The following is a 21802-nucleotide window of genomic DNA, read 5'->3' on the forward strand; positions in this document are numbered from 1 at the left end:
TTATTTTTACAAATAGTCATCAAACCATGAACAAATATAACGGATGCGTTTCATTCGCTGTTCGGGATGGCCGCTTCTCGACAGCTCATGCGTAGCTTTCGGAAATCGGATGAACGACGTCGTTTTGTTCAGTTTCTTCAACGCGGTAAAGAGCTGCTCCGCCTGCTCTATCGGACAGCGGTCATCTCGCTCACCGTGCAGGATCAAAAGCGGCGTCGAAACGCGGGATGCATATTTTACAGGAGAACGATCCCAAAGCTTATCCGCTTCCTCAAACAAATCATGTCCGAGCTGCCAGTCGGTAAAAAAGAAGCCGATATCGCTGACACCGTGGAAGCTGAACCAATTTGAAATGGAACGCTGCGTGACGGCAGCTTTAAAACGGCCTGTCTGTCCGACAATCCAATTCGTCATAAACCCTCCGTAGCTTCCGCCCGTCACACCGAGACGGCCGCTGTCTATAAACGGATACGCCTGAACGGCTTCATCCACCGCCTGCATGACATCACGGTAATCTCCGCCTCCGTAATCACCCCTGACACGATTGACAAAATCCTGTCCGTAGCCGTGGCTTCCTCTCGGGTTGACATACACGACAGCATATCCTTGTGCGGCCAGCACTTGGAATTCGTGAAAATACGTATGGCCGTACATCATGTGAGGCCCGCCGTGTATGTATAGAATGAGGGGATATGTTTGATCCTCTTCAAAAACGGCAGGCTTTAAAAACCAGCCGTTTACCGTCAGCCCGTCCTTTGTTTCATATTGCAGCTTTTCCGGCACGGATATGATACGCTCCTCTATAAACCGATCATTGTAAAATGTCAATTGCCTCTCTTCCCCATTTTCAAGTGAAATGCTGTAAAGCTCGGAAGGCTGTGCGGGTTTGGCGATTGCGGCGATACAGCTTTTCTGATCGGGATGAAAAGCAAAACCGTTCACGTACTCTTCTTCTAATCGGATCGGATATACGAGGCCGTCAATCGAGATATAATAAATAACGGTGCTTCCCTGCTCGCTCCCGAGAACGTAAAAACCCTGCCCGTCGTTTGCCCATACCGGCCGGGGCGTCACTCCTCCTATGATTGAATCCGCAATCAGCGCATCGCTCAAATGAACATCCAGCATATCGGTCAGGCAGGACAGCCGCTCAGTTTTCACGTCGTACAGCCACGCTTTCTCTAAAGTCGCATTGCGAAATTCATTCTCATGGCCCAGCATCGCGATATAAGAACCGTCCGGTGAAAACACGCAGGAACCGAAAGAACCGCGGTGCGGCGTAATCTGCTTCAGGCTTCCGTCCGCCAGATTCATCAGATAGACATCGCTCGGCTTTCCGGCGTCACCCGGCTCGCATAAATTGGCGGTAAACGCAAGCTGCCTGCCATCCGGTGAAAAGGCCGCGCCATAATGATCCGCTTCATAATCCGTCAGCTGCTGAATCTCACCCGTTTCAAGATGAATCAGCACAAGCTGGGCCCAGCTTCCGTTCAGCAGGCCTTTCCCGTCACGTTTATATGTTAATGACTGAATCTCAACCGGCTCATACTCGTCATGCTTCTTTTTTTCTTTCTCCTCGGCGCGCTCCGCTGATGTCAGACTGACGGACACAAGCACGGATCTGCCGTCGGGCGCCCATATCGGATCTGATACGCCCCAAGGAATATCGGCCGCCTGTTCCGCCTCTCCGCCGGCAGCGTCGATGATGTACAGCTGAGGGATGCCGTCCTCCCTGTCAGAAACAAAGGCGAGGCGCCGTCCGTCAGGCGACCACCGCGGACTTGTATTTTTATCGTCCCCGAAAGTCCACGGGTTTGAGATGCCGGATTCTGTGTCATATACCATAATGGCTGAGGAATAGGAATCCCGCTTATGATTGACTGTTGTCCGGACGTAAGCGGCTCTTCTGCCGTCAGGGGCATATTGCGGGTCTGTCACGGATACGAGAGACGCAATGTCCTCCTCGGTTATGAGTTTTTTCAAATCGTTTCTCCTCCTTTTCTTTTTTATTTCGCTTCCCTAAATAAAAATCCTTCTCCAGAAAAAGAAAGCGTCCTTCTCTGATGGGAAGAACGCTTTTTTATCATTATACACTTTTCACCTGTTCTAAAGGATTCCGTTCAATTACGCTTCCTTCTGACGGGACAGTAAGCGCCGCAATCTCACAGTGAGGGAAATGCTCAGAAAGCTGCTTTCTCAGCTCTTCTCCCTTTCCTTTTTCAATCAGGACAAGAATCGTCGGTCCCGCTCCGCTCAGCGCCGTTCCGTAAGCGCCTTTCATTTCGGCCGCATGTTCCACCTTTGAAAGCTCAGGAACAAGCATGGCGCGGTACGGCTGATGGAGGATGTCTTTTCTCATCATTTTCCCGGCGAGCGCCCAGTCATTTGACATGATCGCAGCAACGAGAAGGTTGCTGACTGCGCTTGCTTTAACGGCGCGTCGGTACGGCAGCTCTTTCGGGAGCACGTCCCTTGCGTCCCTGGTCAGAACTTCGTAAAACGGAATCACTGCCACAACGTCGATATCCGCTTCGGCAACACGCACGATATGTGTTTCATCTTCTTCGTGAAGGCCGATCACAAGCCCTCCTGCAAGGGAAGCAGCGGCATTATCAGGGTGTCCCTCTTCAAGACTGGCTAAGTGCAGCTTGTCGCTTTCCGACAGCTGCAGGCCGCATAACTCATCCGCAAGCTCAATGGCGGCGACGATAGCGGCCGCGCTGCTTCCGAGCCCCCGCGCAAGGGGGATGTCACTCCATACTTTGACATGGGCGGGCGGCAGCTCTTTCTGATAGCGGTCAGCCGTCCGTTTGGCGACTTGGTAGATGAGGTTGTCCGTTCCTTGAGGGATGCCCGCGACAGTTTCGGTTTCCGCCGAGAACTGCCATTCATCGTTTCGGAAAACGGAAAGCTTCAAATATCTGCTGAGCGCCATCCCGATGGAATCAAACCCAGGCCCTAAGTTGGCGGTGCTTCCCGGAACCGTAATGGAAAACAGCATCTCCGCCTCATTCATACACGCGCCGCTCCATTTAAGTATTCCAGAATACTGTCCTCATCTGTCGGCAGCGTGATCGGTTTTATGTCAGATACGTCCACAGCCGTGTTCGGATCTTTCAGGCCGTTTCCGGTCAAGACTGCGACAACCTTGCTTCCTTTTGGAATTTCACCGGATTTCACCTGTTTTAAAACACCGGCGATGGATGCACAGGAGCCCGGCTCGGCAAATACGCCTTCTTCACGGGCAATCAGCTGATAAGCGTGAAGGATTTCTCCATCTGTGACTTCATCAATTTTTCCGGCTGATTCTTCCGCAGCGAGCACGGCTTTGTCCCAGCTGGCAGGGTTCCCGATCCGGATTGCTGTCGCAACGGTTTCGGGATTTTTAATGACCTCGCCGCGAACGATGGCCGCAGAACCTTCCGCCTCAAAACCGCGCATCTTCGGAAGTCCGGTGCCGTTTTTCTCATGATATTCTTTGAACCCTTTCCAGTAGGCCGTGATATTCCCGGCGTTTCCTACCGGGATCGCCAGAATGTCCGGCGCTCCGCCGAGCTGTTCGCATACTTCAAAGGCTGCTGTTTTTTGCCCTTCAATCCGGTAAGGGTTTACTGAATTCACTAATGCAATCGGTGATTTTTCACAAATCGACCGGACGATGGCCAGCGCGTCGTCAAAGTTTCCGTCAATCGCGATGATTTCCGCACCGTACATGACGGCCTGCGCAAGCTTTCCGAAGGCGATTTTCCCGTCCGGGATGATGACGATGCATTTCATACCGGCTCTCGCCGCGTATGCCGCAGCCGCCGCGGATGTGTTGCCTGTTGAGGCGCACATGATGGTATCATTGCCTTCTTCTTTCGCTTTGGCGACCGCCATGACCATGCCGCGGTCTTTAAAAGATCCCGTCGGATTAACGCCCTCTGTTTTCACATGCAGTTCAATTCCGAGCTTTTCAGAAAGCTTCGGGAGGTGAATCAGCGGCGTGTTGCCTTCATGCAATGTCAGGGCCGGCGTCCGATCCGTCACCGGCAGAAATTCTTTATATTGATGGATGAGTCCTTTCCACATTAGCTCCAACCGTTCCCTTCTACACGATATGTGCTTTTTACTTCTTGTACCACTTCGAGGTCATTTAAGTTTTGCAGAATGTCACTGAAATCTTCTTCCGATGTATGATGCGTGACGATAACGATTTCCGCGAGATCGTCATGGCCTTTGATCGGCAGCTGCAGAATTTTTTCAAAGCTGACGCCGCGCTCTGAGAAGGCTGATGTGATTTTTGAAAAAGAGCCGACCTGGTCTTTGACATGAATTCTTAAAAACTGCTGGGCGTAGATATCAGACGGCTGCTTCAGATTTCTTTCAAACTGCGGGGCGACAAAGCTGTTTCCGTTTACGCCGAGACGCATGTTTTTCATGACCGCGACCAGATCGGAAACGACTGATGTCGCAGTCGGCATGCTTCCGGCTCCGGGGCCGTAAAACATCGTTTCGCCTACGGCTTCTCCGTACACGTAAACGGCATTAAACTCGTTATGCACGGCAGAGAGCGGATGATGATCCGGGAGGAGTGTCGGCTGAACGCTGACTTCGATTTTATTGTCATCACGCTGGGCGATGCCGATCAGCTTCATCGTATAGCCGAGCCGTTTGCTGAAGCTGATGTCTTCATCCGTAATCCGGGAAATTCCTTTTACTTTGACATCGTCCAGATCGACGTTCATAGAGAAGCCGAGACGGGCTAAAATCGCCATCTTGCGTGCGGCATCGAGTCCTTCTACATCGGCGGTCGGGTCCGCTTCCGCGAATCCGAGATCCTGCGCTTCCTTCAGCACTTCTTCATACGGGCTTTTTTCTTTAATCATTTTCGTTAAGATGAAGTTCGTCGTTCCGTTGACGATTCCCATCATTTTTGTGATCCGGTCAGAGGAAAGGCCTTCTTCGAGCGTGCGTAAAATCGGGATTCCGCCGGCGACACTCGCTTCATAATACAAGTCACAGCCATTTTCCTTTGCGGCGGCTAAAAGCTCTGACCCGTATACGGCGATCAGATCTTTATTTGCGGTCACAACATGTTTTTTCGCTTTCAAGGCATCAAGAAGATATTGCTTCGTCTGTTCGACACCGCCGATGACTTCAATAATCACGTCGACCTCAGGGTCATCGATCACATCATAGACTTCTGTCGTCAGCACTTCTTTCGGCAGGTCTGCGTCTCGTTTTTTATCAATATCTTTAACTAGCACTTTTTTGATCGTCACCGGACAGCCGACCTGGTGCATAAGCTTATCCTGATGATCTTGTATAATTTTGACGACTCCGCTTCCCACGGTTCCCAGTCCTAACAGTCCAATACGAATCGCTTCCAAAGAGAAACTCCACCTTTCTTCCTTTTGTCCACTAGAAAAGGACAATTGTTAACCCTTCACAGACATTTAAGTTACAAATATTATATAAGCCCGCATTTGTTTTGACAAGCGGCTGAATATTGTTTCTGCGGCTATGAAAACGCTTAACACACTGATATGACAAGATTCCCTATTTTCTAAATATTTTTACGTCATATTTTCTTACGAACTGATTCCTTTTCCGAGCCACGCCACAGGCGGGACAAAAACCTGCGCCGCTCTGACATTCAGCATGTCGTGACATGTCTGCAAAAACTGTTCATAGCGGGTGCAGTCTGCAAGAATGTAGTCCAGCTGCTCTTCGTAAAACTGTTTTTCAGAATCATGAGAAATGTAATAGCTCTCCACCGTCTCAAAGAAATGAAGCGGAAACAGCAGGCGGCTGTAAAACAGGCGCTTGGAAAAGGAGGATAACGGCGTAACTTGCTCATATTCCTGCAAAAACAAAAACCCTTCGTTAAGCAAGTCGTCACGATGATACAAATATGTGCTGCGCATATATTCCGCAATATCACGGGCGGCATGGTCGAATACCCAATCGCCCGGAATGCGGATCAATGATTCCTCCGACCAGGTATCCCGTTCCATCCGCTGATGGCAGATTGTCCCCGAGTCTTCTGCGCCGGGATTGTCATCCAGCTCCGTATCCACTAAATATTGAATCGCATTTTCCGCTAAGCCTGAATAATAAGGAAATGCTTCGATCATTTTCTTTTCGAACGGTTCAAGCGGAGACATATGAATTTTCTGCATCCAGAATGATTCCAGCTGATCCACCCGTTTTCCCCATAAGTCCTTCCATTGGCCGATCCTGCCCGCTTCTTTCACTTCGTACGGAAAACCCCGCCCTTTTCTGTGAAATTCGGCAAGCTCCCCTCCGACAGAAAACGACCGGTTTGCGACGGGGATCGGCGCTTTTAAGAGCGCATACGTTTTGCCTTCGTCCTCAAAGGTCAGTTCTCCTTCCTTCGTAAAGATAAACACTGAAACGTATGGGTCACTTTGTTCTTGTAAATACTGACTCATGTAGTAAAGCTCCGTCAGCTCTGATTGCGAAAATCCGGAAACGGGAATAATAAGAAAGAAGGAATTAGGCGTCTGGAAGCATTGGTATTTCTGATAAACGGAAAGCTGTCTGACGTGGATGCCGTACTTTTCTTTAATGATGCTTTTCATCATAATCACCTGCCTGAAAAATTAGAGCTATTCACATCGTAGTCATACGCCGGCGGAATTATGAATACATATTGTAATCCTTTGAGTCAAGTGGAGAAACATCGTACACATCGGAAGGGTGTTGTATAAACTAGTAAAAAAAGATTGGGTGAAGCAAATGTCAGAAAAGGAACAACTGAATCACGTGGAAGCTGTCGCCAGAGCGCGTTTAAAAGAACGGGGGGTTGAGACGGACGATATTGCCGAGCTGGTGTATTTCCTTCAGAAAAAATATCATCCTGATTTGACGATGGAAGTATGCAGGCTCAATGTGGACCGTGTCATCGCAAAACGCGAGGTGCAAAACGCCATTTTAACGGGAATAGAATTAGATGTGCTCGCCGAACAAAAAAAGCTGTCTGAACCGCTTCAGACCATTCTGGCGATTGATGAAAGCCTGTATGGGGTTGACGAGGTGCTCGCCTTCTCTATCGTGAATATATACGGCTCAATCGGCTTTACGAATTACGGCTACATTGACAAAGAAAAACCCGGCATTCTCGGGCGTTTAAATGATAAATCTACGGGCGAATGCCATACGTTTCTTGATGATATCGTCGGCGCAATCGCAGCAGCGGCTTCAAGCCGGCTTGCCCACAGCGCCAGAAATACAGAATAAGGACGGCCGTCATGGCCGTCCCTTTTTTATAGATGTTCAATCCATTCGGTTAAAGAGTCAATCGCATATGTCGGCTTCCGATCGTAATCTGCCATATGCTCACGCTTTGTCACTCCGGTATGAACCAGCAGCGTAGCCATGCCCGCATTGATGCCGGCCATAATATCCGTTGCATAGTTATCGCCGACCATGAGTGTTTCGGAAATATCCGTTCCGAGCACACGCATCGCCTGTTCCATAATAATCGATTCAGGCTTGCCGATAAAGACAGGCTCAACGCCCGTTGACACCGTCAAAACGGATGTGAGCGAACCGTTCCCTGGTAAAAGCCCTCTTTCAGTCGGAATGGCGACGTCGCCGTTTGTTGAAATGAACCGGGCGCCGTTTCTGATCGCAAGGCATCCCGTTGCCAACTTTTCATATGTAATGCCGCGGTCGATTCCCACAACGACAAAGTCCGCGTTTTCTTCTCCGAAGCTCAGCCCGTTTTCTTCAATGGCCTGACGGATGCCTTCTTCGCCGATCACATACACCGACGCGTCTTTTTTCTGCTGGGCGATATGCTGCGCAGTCGCCATGCTCGTCGTGAAGACCTGCTCTTCAGATGCCGGAATGTCAAAGCTCATCAGCTTGTCCGCCACCTGCTTCGGCGTCCGGGAAGAATTGTTCGTCACGAATAAATACGGAATGCCGCGCGCTTTAAGCGTTCTCACGAATTCACACGCTTCTTCGATTTTTTCCGTCCCGTTGTACATTGTGCCGTCCAAATCTATCAAATATCCTTTATAATCCTTCATACTCAACACTCCTGTGGATTTTCTCACTCGTTGTTATTTAAATGCGGAAACAGGCCCTAATTCTGTTTCCAGGTAGGTTCTTACACGGGCCGGAAAGGCTTTCAGCACATCCCTGTTTGACGTGATCAGCGTAAACAGTTCCTGATGATCGGCTTGCTGATATTCCTGAACAAGCCGCTTTCTGGAAGAGATCAGCTGCTTGAGCTTATTCGCTTCATCCTCAGCTACCACCTTTTCATCCGTCAGAATATCCATGATGTCGTCATAACTCCCCGGATCGCGCATGATAAAGCCGTCAATCATATCATTTCCGACATCGAGAATGCATTCGATCATAAGATGGCTGATCCGCTCAAGCGCCCTTTTTTCGATTTCGCTCTGCCATGCAGGCGTGCTGTCAAACAGCGCCAGCTGGGTCTCAAAAAAACGGAGTGTTTGTTCGATATTATTTCTGTCAACAAAATACACGTGACAGCATCCCCTTCTGCATCAATTATTTTCTGATTCGTTTTAAAACAAAATACGCGCAGCCGAAATTGCAGTATTCATAAATGTATTCGTCCAATGTGCTGATTTTCGTTTCAAAGGTTGCTTTTTGATTCTGGTCATCAAAGAAGCCTTTGAGCCGCAGCTGACTGTATCCCCAGTCTCCCACAATGTAATCATATTTATTTAATATGTCCGAATAGCGGGCTTTGAACGCTTCTTCATTAAAGCCGTTTTTAAAATCGTGTACGAGTTCAAACTCGGCATTTTGAATAAGAATCATATCTTCACCTCTTTTATCACTCTTTACTATCATAATTCATTGACTTCTGTCCATCAATTGCAAAATGAGACGGTTCTGACGGACGGAAAAATTTTCCCCTTTTAATCCAGTGTAGCGGTTCTGACGATCCTTATTCAAGAATGACTTTTTCCCTGCACAGACGGCTCCATCACAAAAAACCCAAAACCTGCGGCGTTTTGGGTTTTTTCGGCTTATCTTATGCTTGGGCCTGGCGTTTTTTAGACGCTTCGTTCACTTGTTCATCCGCATGGTAGGAAGAACGGACAAGCGGGCCTGCTTCACAGTGGCTGAAGCCTTTTTGCATCGCGATTTCTTTCAGTTCGGCAAATTCGTCCGGATGATAATATTTTTGGACTTTTAAATGTTTTTTCGACGGCTGCAGGTATTGGCCGATCGCCATGATGTCGACATTGTTCGCAAGCAGGTCGTCCATCACTTCAATAATTTCTTCCTTCGTTTCGCCGAGACCGATCATAATGCTTGATTTCGTCGGGATGTCAGGCTGCATTTCTTTCGCACGGCGCAAGAATTCCAAAGAACGGTCATATGTTGCACGGGCGCGGACTCTCGGTGTCAGGCGGCGCACGGTTTCAATGTTGTGGTTCAGAATATCAGGACGGGTATCCATTAATGTTTTCAGGTTGTCGTAATTTCCGCCCATATCGGATGGCAGCACTTCAATTGTCGTGAACGGGCTTTTTCTGCGGATCGCCCGGACCGTTTCCGCAAAGACGCCTGCTCCGCCGTCTTTCTGATCATCACGCGCCACGGCCGTGATGACGGCGTGTTTTAAGTTCATCAGTGCAACCGAATCAGCTACGCGTTCCGGTTCCTGCAGATCCAGCTCAGTCGGCAGACCCGTTTTGACAGCGCAGAAGCGGCATGCTCTCGTACAGACGGAACCGAGAATCATGAACGTCGCCGTACGTCTGACAGCCCAGCATTCATGGATGTTCGGGCATTTTGCTTCTTCACATACGGTATGCAGATTATTTTCACGCATTAATTTTTTCAGACCCGTATAGTTTTCATTCGTGTTCAGCTTTATTTTGAGCCATTCCGGCTTTCTCAGATGCTCGTCTTTCTTTGCCATTTCCCCATCATCTCCATTATCCCTTTATTCATGTTCGTGTGCGAAAAATTTCTATTTCACGATGGATATAAAACTTGCAGATTTCTATTCAATAGTCACTTTAACATAGGAAAAATTTCTCGACAAGGGAAGAGAATTACTTACATTTTCTCGGATTGTTGCCGCAAACTATTTGTATTAATCCTGAAAGGAGATCATGTTGTGAAAGTTCTGTTATCTGCTCTTCTCCTTTTATCATTTTTCTGTCCGGCTGCAAGCGGGAAAGAACAATCGGCTCCTGTTTACGGCGAACGGATGCAGTTGTACCGCAAAGCCGAAGCAGTCACGCAGATTCCTTGGTATGTACTTGCGGCGGTTGATCAATATGAAGAAAATGTCCGCTCGAACCGAAAGGATCTGCCGGAAAAAGCGGGAATCATCAGCATTTATATTCCGGATCATTTGTGGAGCGGGCCTGAAAATCCAAATCCTAAGGACGAGGCGCCCCTCAGCATTAAAGTATTTGACGGGATCGGCCTGGACGGCGACGGCGACGGAAAAGCCGAGGTCAGCAATGATGAGGATATTCTTTATACATTTGCACAGTATTTAGCGGGATTCGGAACGGATCTTGACCATATCCGCATCGGCCTCTGGAATTATTACCGCCGTGATCAGACGGTCGGCATTATCACCGAATTCATGACACTGTTTAAAACGTTCGGCCGCCTTGATCTCGGAGAGCACGCTTTTCCGCTTCCCGTGAAGACGGATTACAGCTACCGCAGCACATGGGGCGCCGCGCGGGGTTTCGGCGGGCGCCGGATTCACGAAGGAACGGATCTGTTCGCCCATTACGGGCTCCCCGTCAGATCGACCTGCTACGGTATTGTTGAAATGAAGGGCTGGAACCGTTTCGGCGGCTGGAGAATCGGCATCAGGGATATCAATAACACGTATCACTACTTCGCTCACCTGAACGGTTTTGCAAAAGGTGTGCATAAAGGCCAGATCGTCAAACCCGGAGAGGTGATCGGCTCTGTCGGCAGTTCCGGATACGGACCGCCGGGCACCGCGGGAAAATTTCCGCCGCATCTTCACTACGGGATGTATAAAGATAACGGCAGATCGGAATGGTCTTTTGACCCGTATCCTCATCTAAGGGCATGGGAGCGAAAAGAAATCCGCAGGAAAAAGTAAACACACAGCCGCCAGGAAAGATTGCGGCTGTGTGTTTTTATTTATCTTTCTTCTGTTTTTCATTCGGCAGCTGAATGGAAGGCGTCACACCTGATCCGCTGCTTCCGTTATAAAACTGCGGCACCTCTCCTTGAATCGCTTTAATGGAGACCGGTATATTATTTGTCACGACTGATGTTTTACTGGCAAACGGGATAATAACCTTTACCTTAATTTCCACAAAAATACTGATATCGATCAGGGCATTGTTAATGCCGTACGGCTTTATTTTTGTTTTCACATCAGTTAACGCATCACCGATCAGGTTAAAGCGCACGGGGATTTTCGGCCCCAGATTTCCGAGAATGCTGTTTCCCGTGACCTGCCCTAAAGGGATGTTAATCATAATTTCATCGGCCGTTTTGGCGCCTTTTTCCGTTTCATGCTGCTTATTGTTCGACTCCGCTTCCTTCAAATGAGCCTGAAGCTGCTTTGTCACTTTCGCCTTCATACTGTTGACCATTTGTGTATTAAAATCCATCGTTGTGACTTTTCCGTTTTCATCCGTTTTCATATCGACCATATCTTTCACATTGTCGCTGTGAGACATGTATTCTTCAATGGATTCCGTAATGACCTCTGTCGCCACCCGTTTGGTTTCCATTTCTCCTATGTTCATCAGCACCGGTTTGATTGAGGAGTTGATCATCCAGATGCTGATGACCGTCGATATGATAAAAAAAGCAAACGACAGAAGAAGCACATATCGAAAAGGCAAAGGCCCTCTCTTGCGAAGAGCGCTCCGGTATCTAGGCAAGAAAAATCCCCCCTTACATATCACAATGTATGCTTGTAAGGGGGGACATAGTATTTTATTTTTACTCTTAAAAAGTCAAGCTTACCTTCACTCAAATGAGATGGAACGGCGGGCAGCTATTTGACATTACGGCTGCCGCGCGAGCTCCCAGGCGAGCAGATCTCTTAAAAACTCCGGCATAAAGTATTGTTTTTCTTTTGAATCGCGGATGTAAGGGAACAGCTTTCCGAGTGTAAACATGTCGAGAACGGCAACCGAGTATATCCGCTCCGGATCCACCTCTTCTCCGTTCACTTTCACATTGAGGAGATGCGTCACACCGTCTTCAAGGATGCCGGCCTCTGCCTCCGCTCCGGCATATACCATCCTGCCCATCACTTCCCCGCGGAAGCCGAGGCCTTTAATCCGCAGCTGCTCCATTTGTTCCGAGGCTGCCTGGCTGATTGTTTCCCGGAGTTCCCTGCCTGAAAGACGAACGGCGACCGGATTGATCGGATGAGGGCAGATGCGGTGCAAGTCAAGTTTTGTGACAGGCCCCTTCTGTAAAGGCCCCAAAATGACGCCTGAATTCACCATGCTGACTTCACAGCCGCACCAGCTTTTCAGCGCTTCGGCTAATAGAAGCGGCAGCGGCGATTCCTCAAACCACTTCACGCCGGCTTCTTCATTCAGATTGGCGACTTGTACGGAGAGCAGGTTTTCCGCTTCCCGTTCTTTCTCTTTCAGAAAAGCCGCCGTATCTTCAGATTCCCCGTGCCAATCAGCCATTTTCTGTACAGATGCCTGTTTGCTGACAATGGTTCGTGATTCACTTTCTATCGTGAGCTCGACACAGCCGACATAGTTCCCGTATTTCTCCGCACATGCAAGCAATACGCCGTTTATATCCTGTCCGTCCTCAAGAAGGTGGTGCGTATGTGATTCAAGAATGACATCGATGTCGGGAAATTTTTCCGCTGCGGCCCGGTCATCGATCAGGCCTAAATGAGAAAGCAGAATGATGATGTCCGCTTTACCCTTGATATCGTCAAGTGATTCTTGAATGCTTTTTTCCGCATCCGTCACCGTCCAGCCGAGTTTCTGATAGACGGGATAATACGGCACCGTGACGCCTAGTATGCCGGCGGTCATCCCGTTTTTCAGCGTTTTGATCACGTAGGGCTTGGCCCATTCCGGGCGCTGTCCGTCCGCGTCAAACAGGTTGGACACAATGACGGGAAACGCGGCATGAGTATATAAATCCGCCAGCTCATCGTGAGGCAGCGTAATCCCTTCATTATTCCCGACAGCAGCCGCATCAATCTCAAGACGGTTTAACAAGTCGACATTCGCTTTGCCGAAGGTCGCTTCCGTTATCATTTGGAATCTGTCCATATGATCGCCGATGTCGAATACGAGTGTTTCCTCCCCGTCCTTTTCATGCTCACTTCTCTTCTGCTCAATATAATGTACGATTTTCGGCCAATTTTCGAAATGGCTGTGCAAATCATTCGTATGATATAAACGGAGCTTCTCTAACATACCATCTCTCCTACCTTTTAGCTGAATATCCCTTGATAAATCAATTCACAGCCGATCAAAATCAAGACGACCCGCATGAAAAGCACGATCGTTTTCGTCTGCACCCGCTTATTGACCCACGCGCCCATTTTGCCGCCGAACCACGCGCCCGGAACGAGGCACAGCGCATACAGCCAATTGACATGGCCTTCTGCGATATGTGACACGGAACCCGTCACGGAGGATAAGAAAATAATGAGCATTGACGTCGCCACAGCCACTTTCGGCGGGAACAAAAATAACAGCATCATGGCCGGAACCATAAGAGAGCCGCCGCCGATGCCGAAAAGACCGCCCAATAAACCGACGAAAAAGGCAATGGCGATACCGGTAAAAATACGGTACGAATATGTATAAAGCTCACCCGATTCATTCTCATAAGTCCGGATCATGCCTTTATGCGCTTTATTGACCGGTTTTGCTTTCGCCTTCAGCATTAATGTAATAGAAATCAAAATCATAAAAAGTCCGAACCAGACGGAAAACGTATGCGCATTAAAAAGTTTAGACAAATACGCGCCGATGATGCTTCCCGGGCCGGAACCGATAAAAAAGATCAGTCCGCTTTTGTAGTCAACGGTTTTATATTTCATATAGGCCAGAGTTGATGACAGGCCCGTAAAAATAATCACCAAAAGGGACGTGCCGATGGCAGTCTGCGGTGTTACGTCATGGAAAAACGGAGTCATCGTGCTTAAATAGAGCATCGCCGGCACGATGATAATTCCTCCCCCAAGCCCGATCAGGCTGCCGACCGTTCCCGCGATAAATCCCAATATGATCAAAATAAGATAAGACATGTGTCTTGAAACCTCTTTTCTAGCTGAATAGGTCGAGCTGCTTCGGAGCAAGCCCGGTATATGAGATATCTAACATTTCAAGCATCTCAAGCCCGTTATCGGCGGCGTCTCCGCCTGAGTTATTGTTGAAGAGCACATACACATTGCGCGACTGCTTTTTCAGCTCCTGAAGATTGTTTTTCCAATCTTTGAGCTCCTGTTTGTTATAGCGGTATAAATATCTGACCTCACGCCAGTTTTGTCCGCCGTCAGGTTTAATCCAGCCCTGCTTGTTCCGTCCGTGAAAACGGACAAGCGTTTTTTCTTCATCCGTTGCTTTCAGGACGGTCGGAATGCTGCCCTCGCCGATTTGCGGCTCGTCACATATGCTGTGAATCCAGCCTTCCTCCTTCATAAAGGAAAGGGTCTGCTCGTAAAATGGCGGGGAAAACCAAGACCGGTTGCGGAATTCAAGCGCGCACGGGATATCCCCCATCTGCTGCCTGCACCATCTTAAATATGCGACGTTTTCTTTCTTGCAGTCAAACCACGGCGGGAATTGGAACAGCACCATGGCAAGCTTTCCATGCTCTATATAAGGCGATAATGACAGCTTAAACGCCTCAAACATTTCTTCCTTCGATTCAAAGGGAATATCGCCGCGCTGATGACCCGTCATTCCTTGATATGCCTTAATGACAAATTGAAAAGATTCCGGCGTCTCTTTGACCCATCTTTCGTTATTGCGGGCGGGCTGTATCGCGTAAAAGCTCGCGTCCAGCTCAACGATGGGAAAATGGGAGGAATACGCCTGCAGTTTTTGCGGGCCCGCTGTTTTAGGCGGATAGATGCTGTCATGATCCCCCCACCCCGTCAGTCCGATATAAATCACAATCCTTCACCTCTCATTCTAGTTTATCACAGGTGCGTTTCCATGTTTTTTCTGAATGCACTTTTCAGGTAACGGTACTGATGTTCATTGGTGTCCGAAAATGCCTCATCTCTGGAAGAAAGAATGTGCTGATAGACGATCGGCTCTGAAAACTGACTGCTCGTGAAATCATATATCTCCCCGTCTATTCGATTATAAAAATGCCAGCTTGTGCCGGTTTTTGTTTTGAGAATGTCACCGCCGTAAACATCTTGGATGACTAAAGCCGTCACGCCGCACTGGCCTTTGGCCGGGCAATCTTCCGTCCATTTTGTACTGGTCTTGCGCGACCAGGATGCCGTTAATATGTTCAAGATTTGATTATACAATGTGTTTTACTCCTTTTTATAAAAAGATACCACGAGACCCGCTCTCCAAACGACAAAAAAAGCCGATTCTCATCAGAGAATCGGCTCTTTTATTTCAGAAGGCTTCAGGAATGTTCCGAAAGCCCCGCTCTGCTTACGACCATCTTGGTACACACAGCGCCCCTTGCTGTAGGTCGCAGCAATTCGGTATGGAAAGGTGCGGCCTTCATACAAGCTTTGCTTATGTTTGGAAAACATCGTTTCTTTTGTGACGGTAAAAGGTTCCGGCCGGACAATGGCAAAATCAGCGTCAAATCCTTCTTCAAGCCGGCCTTTATTCGTTAAACCGAAGCGCTTGGCAGGTGCTTCGGCCGTCCATCGGGCCACATGTTCAAACGGAATCCCATGATCGATCGCTAATTGAATCATGCCGAGAAGCGTAAATTGGCCTCCGCTGATCCCGCCCCACGACAGGAACATATTATCCTCGCGTTTCAAAGACGGATGACAGGGAGAATGATCCGAAGACACCATATCAATCAGGCCCTCAGCCAAAACCCCGATCAATTCCTCTTTATCAGCCTCTGAGCGGAGCGGCGGAGCGCATTTGGCGGCCGCCCCTTTTTTGAGGAAGTCTTCAAAGCTGAATAATAAGTAGTGCGGACACGTTTCAACGGTGACATCCAATCCGTCTTTTTTCGCCTGCTGAATGGAGAGCACGGCCCGTTTCGTGCTGATATGTACAAAATGAAGCGCGCATCCCGTCGCTCTTGCATATTCAATTGCCCGCTGCACAGCCTCGCATTCGGCTTCTTCCGGACGGGAGGAAGCGTAAGCGCGGGCATCAATTTTCCCTTGGAGCGCGTACTCGGCTTCAAGGAATCGGGTGAGGGCGTCGCTTTCTGCGTGCAGGGCCAAAATCTTGCCGCACGCCGCGATTTCCTTCATTCCCTTTAAAAGAGTCCGTTCATCGGCTGATTGAAATTCATCCGTTCCCGATTTAGACAGAAACGCTTTAAACCCGATTGCTCCCGCTTCTGCCATCGGCCGGATATGTTCGGTATACCCGGGCATCAAACCGCCCCAAAGCGCAAAATCAACCGCTGACTTCCGTTCGGCGATTTCCGCCTTTGCCAGCAGGTTTTCAGCAGTTACCGTCGAAGGAATGCAGTTAAGCGGCATGTCAAAATATGCCGTACAGCCGCCGGCAGCAAGCATGTTTGAGCCGGTTTCAATGCCTTCCCATTCTTCGCGTCCGGGTTCATTGAAATGCACGTGACAATCGACCGCGCCCGGAAACACATACATGCCGTCTGCCTGCACCACTTGGTCCGCGTTTTCGTCAATGCCGGGCTCGATCAATGCGATTTTCCCGTCCTTGACGGCGATATCGGCCCGCTCTGTCCCGCCTTTTCGCACAGCTTTCGCACCCTTTACAATTACGTCATAGGCCATTTTATCTTCCTCCCTGTAAGGATGACGATTTTCTGTCAGTTTTTATCACAACATGCGTCTATGATTGCCAGTTTACTGCTACTATGATCGTAATACATCAGCAAAACCGCTATATTTTTTGATGATTTTTATTCATATTAACTAATGGTTGTCTTTAGAACCTGAAAGGAGATTGACTGATGAACATTTATGATGTGATGAAGATTCCCGCTTATGAGCGGGCGGCATTAATCGCAGGCAGATCCGGCGGCTGGAGGGAGGTGCAGCACGTCAACATGATGGATGCGCCGGACATCGCTGATTTTTTACATAAAAATGAACTGCTCGTCACGACGGCTTACCACTTGAAGGACCGCCCGCAGCTGTTGAAAGATTTGATCCGCCTCATGGCAAAACGGGGCTGCGCGGGACTGGGGATCAAAACGAAGCGCTATCTTAATGTCATTCCGAAAGATGCCGCGGAGCTTGCCGACCGGTATGAATTTCCGATTATTGAGCTGCCGGAAGACATCAGGCTGGGAGATATCGTCAACGCCACACTGAGCCATATTCTTGATATGCGTTCAAATGAGCTGCAGCAGGCCATTTACGCCCATAAAAAATTCACAAACCACATCATGAGCGGCAAAGGGCTGCAATCCCTGCTTAAGAAGCTCTCAGACATTCTCCGGCTTCCCGTGCTGCTTTTGGATCAACATACAAAACTCTTATCATCGTCCCACAGCATACCCATTGACACGTCTTTATTGAAAAACATCTGTTATTCCCTTTCCGGTCCTTATTTCACCTGCTTTTCCATGCTCTCCGACAGAAAGGCGTATTCTGTCCTGCCGATTCTGAATGTTGAAAAAAACTGCGGTTATCTGGTGATTCCGGAGCTGGTGCAGACCGCTGATAAAGGCATGATTTTGACAATTGAACAGGCGGCCAACGTCATTTCCTTTGAACTGCTGAAAGAAAATGCCGTCAAACAATTCGGCAGACGGGCGCGCAATGAATTTTTCAGCAATTTCATCGACCGCTCGTTTACAGGCCATGAAGAAATCAAAAGCCGCGCCAAAGAATTCCGGCTCCGCTGGGATCAGAAATACATGTGCATTTGCGGAAAACTCGACCGAAATGAGAAAACGATCAGCTTTACCAAAAATCAGCTCGTTTCCGATCATGTATTTGATCTGCTTGAAGGGGAGCTGTCATCCTTTCCGTTTCCCCCTCATCTCTTTATTAAAGGAAATGTCGGTATTCTTTTAATTGAAGCGACAGACAGCTGGAATGAAATGCACGCGTCTGTCATCAGCTTTTTGGAGCAGTTTCAAAAACAGGTCCGGACGCAATTTAAACGGACTGTCTCCTTCGGCATCTCAAACATATGCCAAAAGCTGATCGATGTCCCTGACGCTTTTACTGAAGCTTCAGACGCCATTTCATCCGGGCATTTGTCCAGAAGCGCGGAGTTTATTCAAATCTATCATGCCAAAGACGTGCCGGAGCTGCTCCGCCTGCTTCCGGCGGAAGATGTGAAGAAGTTTTACGAAGCCACCCTCCAAAGCCTGGCCGACCGGCAAAAGGAAGATCAGAGCCTGCTTCATACGCTGTCTGTTTACCTGGAGACCCACTGCCAGATTTCAGAAACGGCTAAGCGCCTGTACGTCCATCGAAATACGGTGATCTATCGTTTAGAAAAATGCGAGGAACTGCTCGGCAAAAGCTTAAAAGATCCGGAGACGACGATGCGCCTGCGGCTCGCGCTGAGAATGCAGCGGCTGATCGGTTAAAATTCAGCCATAGACCAGGATGCGGGTGTTCTCCCGCATCTTATTTAAGGGGGATTCATTCAGCTAAATCCTCAAAAAATGCTGCCATCAAAATCCTGACGAGTATCCTTTCAGGAAGCCGTGAGCGGCCTTCTCAATTTCTGCAGCTGTCATGAAATCCTCGTGAGCATCCACTGTGTCCGGCTCATAAACGATACCGTAAACAAGTTTTTGTGCGTCTGCTTCTTTCGCAAGGATCTTCACTTACCTCTCTTCCTCAAAATAAATAAGTATCATCTCAAACGATGATACTTAAATTAGTATTTTATCTAACTGTTTGGATTCCTCCAGGAGTGAGTTGACTAGCCGAAACTACAGCTGAACCAGCTATACAGTTTCCGCCAATAGACAAAGGAAATACTATAGTAACAAATTCTTGACCTGCTGGTGTATACTCAGACCTGTGTATAAACACACGTGTACCAGCAGTAAGCAACCGTCCATTTGGCAAAGTTAGATTAAAAAGGAGAGTGTGAAATTGACCAATTAAACCTTCAAAAGCACGACTTTCCCCAAAATATGGGTAATAATAATTTGGATACATTGAACATTTACCTCTTTCCTATATAATGAATTCACCTTACAATAATTGTATATTCCATATATTGAAAATTCGTGTGTGGAACAAAAGGCGCATTTCCTACGTATACAGCCGCCTATACGTCTGAGGTGTCACGTCTCGTTCCCATGATTTCTTCCCAATTCCTGTTCATCTGCCTTTGTAGAAGGACTTAACACTTTTTTAAGCTGCTGTTTCGTGTCAGCAGATAAAACGTCTCTCATCTTCATCTTTCTTTCATTTCTCCTTGCCGAATAAGCACCGCCTTACGCTATTCGCTTTTATTTATTTGCGGCCCGCCGCTTTATTCCTCAGAAGGTAAGCAAAGAAAATGAAGAGCCGGTTTAAAAAGACTTTCCTTGCAATGAGATTTCACTGCTTGTGTTCCCCGTGACTATCGCGCACAATACTGCATACTTCAGTCGCCCTCCCGAGAAGGCACTTTCATTGTTTAAATTTTGATACGCAGAAATGACTTCCTCCTAAAGGAAAGAGGAAATGCTCTTTTCCTTTTTCACGCGGAGTTTTGGCTACGCTGATACATTCTCCGTTCACAGCGGAAAAAATCTCTCCAAAAAAGGAGGGGCGCTTCCCCTCCGTGAACCGTAATAAAGCTTTGTGTGTTGACTAATGGCTGTCTGGATAATGGTCTCACTGTCATCTTGGAAAGATCACTTACTTCTATAAGTCTTTCTTTTTAACAGAAACCGCAGATATAGCAGCAGAAATAACTATCCGCTCCGCTTCTTATGCACTCTCTGTAACATGGAGAATTATAAAAAGGAGGGCGCGCGGAAACATAGGGAGAGCTCCCTGAATGAGTCAATTGATGGGCCCATGGATAATAATTAAATTCTTGCCGCTGATACAAATGGAATGACGGGTAATAATACAACATTTTCAACTCCTTTTCCGTACACCATATTGTACTTACCGACACCCTTTTTAGATGATTGTCTCTTGCATAATTGTGTGTTGGCCTAATTGCGGGTTTTAATCTGCAAAATTCGTGCAGGAGAACCATCACAACATCTTCCGTGAGAGGTTATAAGATAACCTCTCCTTGTTGTCACCAATCGCCCCTTTCTGAACAGTTCGTATTATTTCAATGACCCGGTTTATCAGAATGCTCTCCCCCCTGCATACGGAACAACTGGTTCGATATGATTTTCCCTCTATGCGCATCCCTGCAATTTCAGAGATGCAGACCGCCGCAGAATAAACGACAATCAACAAAAAGCCTCCGGATACCCGGAGGCTTTTGATTCTTATCCTTGCTGCGTGAACGGCCGGGTCTGTGTCTTTTTGCCCCAGCCAAGCGCGGCCAGAAAACTGATGGCGAGAATGGCCGCTCCCAGCATATACGGAAATTCCATATTTACATCAAAGAGAAAACCGGCGGCTGACGGTCCGGCGATATTCGCTAAGCTGATGAATGAGGTGTTCATCCCGCCGGCAAACCCCTGCTGGTCACCGGCGAGCTTCGACAGCATCGTGTTAACGGCCGGCCGGAGCAGCGATGTCAGCGTCAGAAAAAAGATTGCCGCAGCAAAAACGGCCCAATATGAACCCGCAAACCGGCACCACACAAGTCCTGCAGCAGCCCCGATCAACGTCACGTTAATGACGCGCTTTTCCCCGAACCTGCGGACGAGATAACTGACGCCGACCGCCTGCACAAACACGCCGATGAGACCCGCAGCCGTAATAATAAAGGCAATATCAGAGGCTTTAAATCCGTGTTTATGGTCAACGTAAAGGCCGAAAACGGATTCAAAGTTCATAATTCCGAAGTTCAGCACAAAAACCAGAATCAGCATAAACGCGAACGGCGATTTGAGCGCGCGTGACATTTGCTTAAACAGATGCTCACGTTTTTCCGTTTTTGCCCGGGCTTCCAGCTGCTTTTCACGTCCAAGCGTTTCGGGAAGAAAGAAAAATGAAAGCACCGTTGAAAAGCAGGCGAGACTTGCGGACACGATAAACGGCACAGACATGCCGTAATGAACCAAATAGCCTCCGACACCGGGCCCGATGACGACACCGAGCGTCATCGCCGCGCTGAACAGCCCCATTCCTTTCCCGCGTTCTTCTTCCGTCGTAATATCCGCAATGTAAGCGAACATTGACGGCATTAAAAACGCCGCGCCCATCCCGCCCAAAAGCCGGGATGCGAACAATTGCCACAGGCTTCCGGCAAAGGCGAAGATCAATTGTGACACGGCAAAGGCGGCAATGCCGAAAATAATCAGTTTCCGCCGTCCGTATTTGTCGGTTATTTCCCCGGCAATAGGCGCAAATAAAAGCTGTGTAAGCCCCGCCGCCGCAACAAGCAGACCCATCGTGCTCCCCGTCGCTCCGAATTCGGTAATATATGCGGGCATAATCGGAATAATCAATCCGATCCCAAGCATCGCAATAAACATATTCAGCATTAAAATTGACAATCGCCCCATGTACGCCATGATTTCTTACCTTCTCCCCAGACAAACAGAT

Annotated in this window: 20 protein-coding genes and 1 pseudogene; 3 read left to right on the top strand and 18 right to left on the bottom strand. The window is 48.4% G+C overall.

Annotated features, from left to right (window positions below; all coding sequences use genetic code 11):
- Window positions 1-6: 6 nt before the first annotated feature.
- The 5 genes from ACWJJ5_RS00640 to yutH all read right to left on the bottom strand — a co-directional run bounded on the left by ACWJJ5_RS00640 (window position 7) and on the right by yutH (window position 6590).
- Entirely contained in the window at window positions 7-1983 is a 1977-nt protein-coding gene (locus ACWJJ5_RS00640) for a S9 family peptidase (RefSeq protein ID WP_454022108.1), read from the bottom strand.
- A gap of 103 nt (window positions 1984-2086) precedes the next feature.
- On the bottom strand, window positions 2087-3016 hold the full coding sequence (thrB, locus tag ACWJJ5_RS00645) for a homoserine kinase (RefSeq protein WP_003151940.1): 930 nt from the start codon (window positions 3014-3016) through the stop codon (window positions 2087-2089).
- Entirely contained in the window at window positions 3013-4071 is a 1059-nt protein-coding gene (gene thrC, locus ACWJJ5_RS00650; protein ID WP_156735854.1) for a threonine synthase, read from the bottom strand. Before thrC ends, thrB begins: the two co-directional genes overlap by 4 nt.
- The gene (locus ACWJJ5_RS00655) at window positions 4071-5372 is read right to left on the bottom strand and encodes a homoserine dehydrogenase (protein ID WP_003151938.1); all 1302 of its coding nucleotides are present in this window, start codon (window positions 5370-5372) and stop codon (window positions 4071-4073) included. The genes thrC and ACWJJ5_RS00655 overlap by 1 nt, the downstream gene beginning before the upstream one ends.
- Window positions 5373-5573: 201 nt before the next feature.
- Window positions 5574-6590, bottom strand: coding sequence for a spore coat putative kinase YutH (yutH, locus tag ACWJJ5_RS00660; RefSeq protein WP_156735736.1), 1017 nt, complete (start codon window positions 6588-6590; stop codon window positions 5574-5576).
- 154 nt (window positions 6591-6744) lie between these two features.
- Between yutH and ACWJJ5_RS00665 the strand changes: the two genes are divergently transcribed.
- Window positions 6745-7245 (top strand): phosphatidylglycerophosphatase A family protein, encoded by a 501-nt coding sequence (locus tag ACWJJ5_RS00665; protein ID WP_060561902.1) that lies wholly within the window; start codon window positions 6745-6747, stop codon window positions 7243-7245.
- Between the two features lie 26 nt (window positions 7246-7271).
- Here the strand turns inward: ACWJJ5_RS00665 and ACWJJ5_RS00670 are convergent, their stop codons facing one another.
- The 4 genes from ACWJJ5_RS00670 to lipA form a co-directional block, all read right to left on the bottom strand.
- The gene (locus ACWJJ5_RS00670; RefSeq protein ID WP_172614944.1) at window positions 7272-8042 is read right to left on the bottom strand and encodes a TIGR01457 family HAD-type hydrolase; all 771 of its coding nucleotides are present in this window, start codon (window positions 8040-8042) and stop codon (window positions 7272-7274) included.
- A 33-nt stretch (window positions 8043-8075) separates the two neighbouring features.
- A complete protein-coding gene (locus tag ACWJJ5_RS00675; RefSeq protein WP_003151930.1) occupies window positions 8076-8510 on the bottom strand; it encodes a DUF86 domain-containing protein in 435 nt (144 codons plus the stop codon).
- 25 nt (window positions 8511-8535) lie between these two features.
- On the bottom strand, window positions 8536-8811 hold the full coding sequence (locus ACWJJ5_RS00680; protein WP_003151928.1) for a YutD family protein: 276 nt from the start codon (window positions 8809-8811) through the stop codon (window positions 8536-8538).
- 217 nt (window positions 8812-9028) lie between these two features.
- A complete protein-coding gene (gene lipA / locus ACWJJ5_RS00685) occupies window positions 9029-9925 on the bottom strand; it encodes a lipoyl synthase (RefSeq protein ID WP_003151923.1) in 897 nt (298 codons plus the stop codon).
- A 201-nt stretch (window positions 9926-10126) separates the two neighbouring features.
- Here lipA and lytH point away from each other — a divergent pair, with 201 nt between their 5' ends.
- Window positions 10127-11104, top strand: coding sequence for an L-Ala--D-Glu endopeptidase (gene lytH / locus ACWJJ5_RS00690; protein WP_003151918.1), 978 nt, complete (start codon window positions 10127-10129; stop codon window positions 11102-11104).
- Between the two features lie 37 nt (window positions 11105-11141).
- Here the strand turns inward: lytH and yunB are convergent, their stop codons facing one another.
- The 6 genes from yunB to ACWJJ5_RS00720 form a co-directional block, all read right to left on the bottom strand.
- Complete coding sequence (gene yunB, locus ACWJJ5_RS00695; RefSeq protein WP_454022109.1) at window positions 11142-11900, bottom strand: sporulation protein YunB; 759 nt, start codon at window positions 11898-11900, stop codon at window positions 11142-11144.
- 126 nt (window positions 11901-12026) lie between these two features.
- Complete coding sequence (locus ACWJJ5_RS00700) at window positions 12027-13421, bottom strand: bifunctional metallophosphatase/5'-nucleotidase (protein ID WP_003151914.1); 1395 nt, start codon at window positions 13419-13421, stop codon at window positions 12027-12029.
- A gap of 17 nt (window positions 13422-13438) precedes the next feature.
- The gene (locus ACWJJ5_RS00705; protein WP_454022110.1) at window positions 13439-14260 is read right to left on the bottom strand and encodes a sulfite exporter TauE/SafE family protein; all 822 of its coding nucleotides are present in this window, start codon (window positions 14258-14260) and stop codon (window positions 13439-13441) included.
- A 19-nt stretch (window positions 14261-14279) separates the two neighbouring features.
- On the bottom strand, window positions 14280-15131 hold the full coding sequence (locus ACWJJ5_RS00710; protein WP_039253989.1) for a DUF72 domain-containing protein: 852 nt from the start codon (window positions 15129-15131) through the stop codon (window positions 14280-14282).
- Between the two features lie 26 nt (window positions 15132-15157).
- Complete coding sequence (locus ACWJJ5_RS00715) at window positions 15158-15499, bottom strand: YunG family protein (RefSeq protein WP_146284132.1); 342 nt, start codon at window positions 15497-15499, stop codon at window positions 15158-15160.
- Between the two features lie 72 nt (window positions 15500-15571).
- A complete protein-coding gene (locus ACWJJ5_RS00720) occupies window positions 15572-16933 on the bottom strand; it encodes an allantoinase (RefSeq protein WP_165409388.1) in 1362 nt (453 codons plus the stop codon).
- Window positions 16934-17112: 179 nt separating this feature from the next.
- Between ACWJJ5_RS00720 and ACWJJ5_RS00725 the strand changes: the two genes are divergently transcribed.
- Window positions 17113-18708, top strand: a complete 1596-nt coding sequence (locus ACWJJ5_RS00725) for a PucR family transcriptional regulator (RefSeq protein WP_454022111.1) — start codon at window positions 17113-17115, stop codon at window positions 18706-18708.
- A gap of 108 nt (window positions 18709-18816) precedes the next feature.
- On the opposite strand, the pseudogene ACWJJ5_RS00730 reads toward ACWJJ5_RS00725, so the two are convergent.
- The 3 genes and pseudogenes from ACWJJ5_RS00730 to ACWJJ5_RS00740 form a co-directional block, all read right to left on the bottom strand.
- Window positions 18817-18951: pseudogene (locus ACWJJ5_RS00730) on the bottom strand (XkdF-like putative serine protease domain-containing protein); the annotation flags it as partial.
- A 61-nt stretch (window positions 18952-19012) separates the two neighbouring features.
- On the bottom strand, window positions 19013-19291 hold the full coding sequence (locus ACWJJ5_RS00735; RefSeq protein ID WP_077722787.1) for a hypothetical protein: 279 nt from the start codon (window positions 19289-19291) through the stop codon (window positions 19013-19015).
- A 1283-nt stretch (window positions 19292-20574) separates the two neighbouring features.
- Window positions 20575-21771, bottom strand: a complete 1197-nt coding sequence (locus ACWJJ5_RS00740) for an MFS transporter (RefSeq protein ID WP_007410110.1) — start codon at window positions 21769-21771, stop codon at window positions 20575-20577.
- Between the last annotated feature and the right edge of the window lie 31 nt (window positions 21772-21802).

This window comes from Bacillus sp. JK74 (assembly GCF_053663395.1).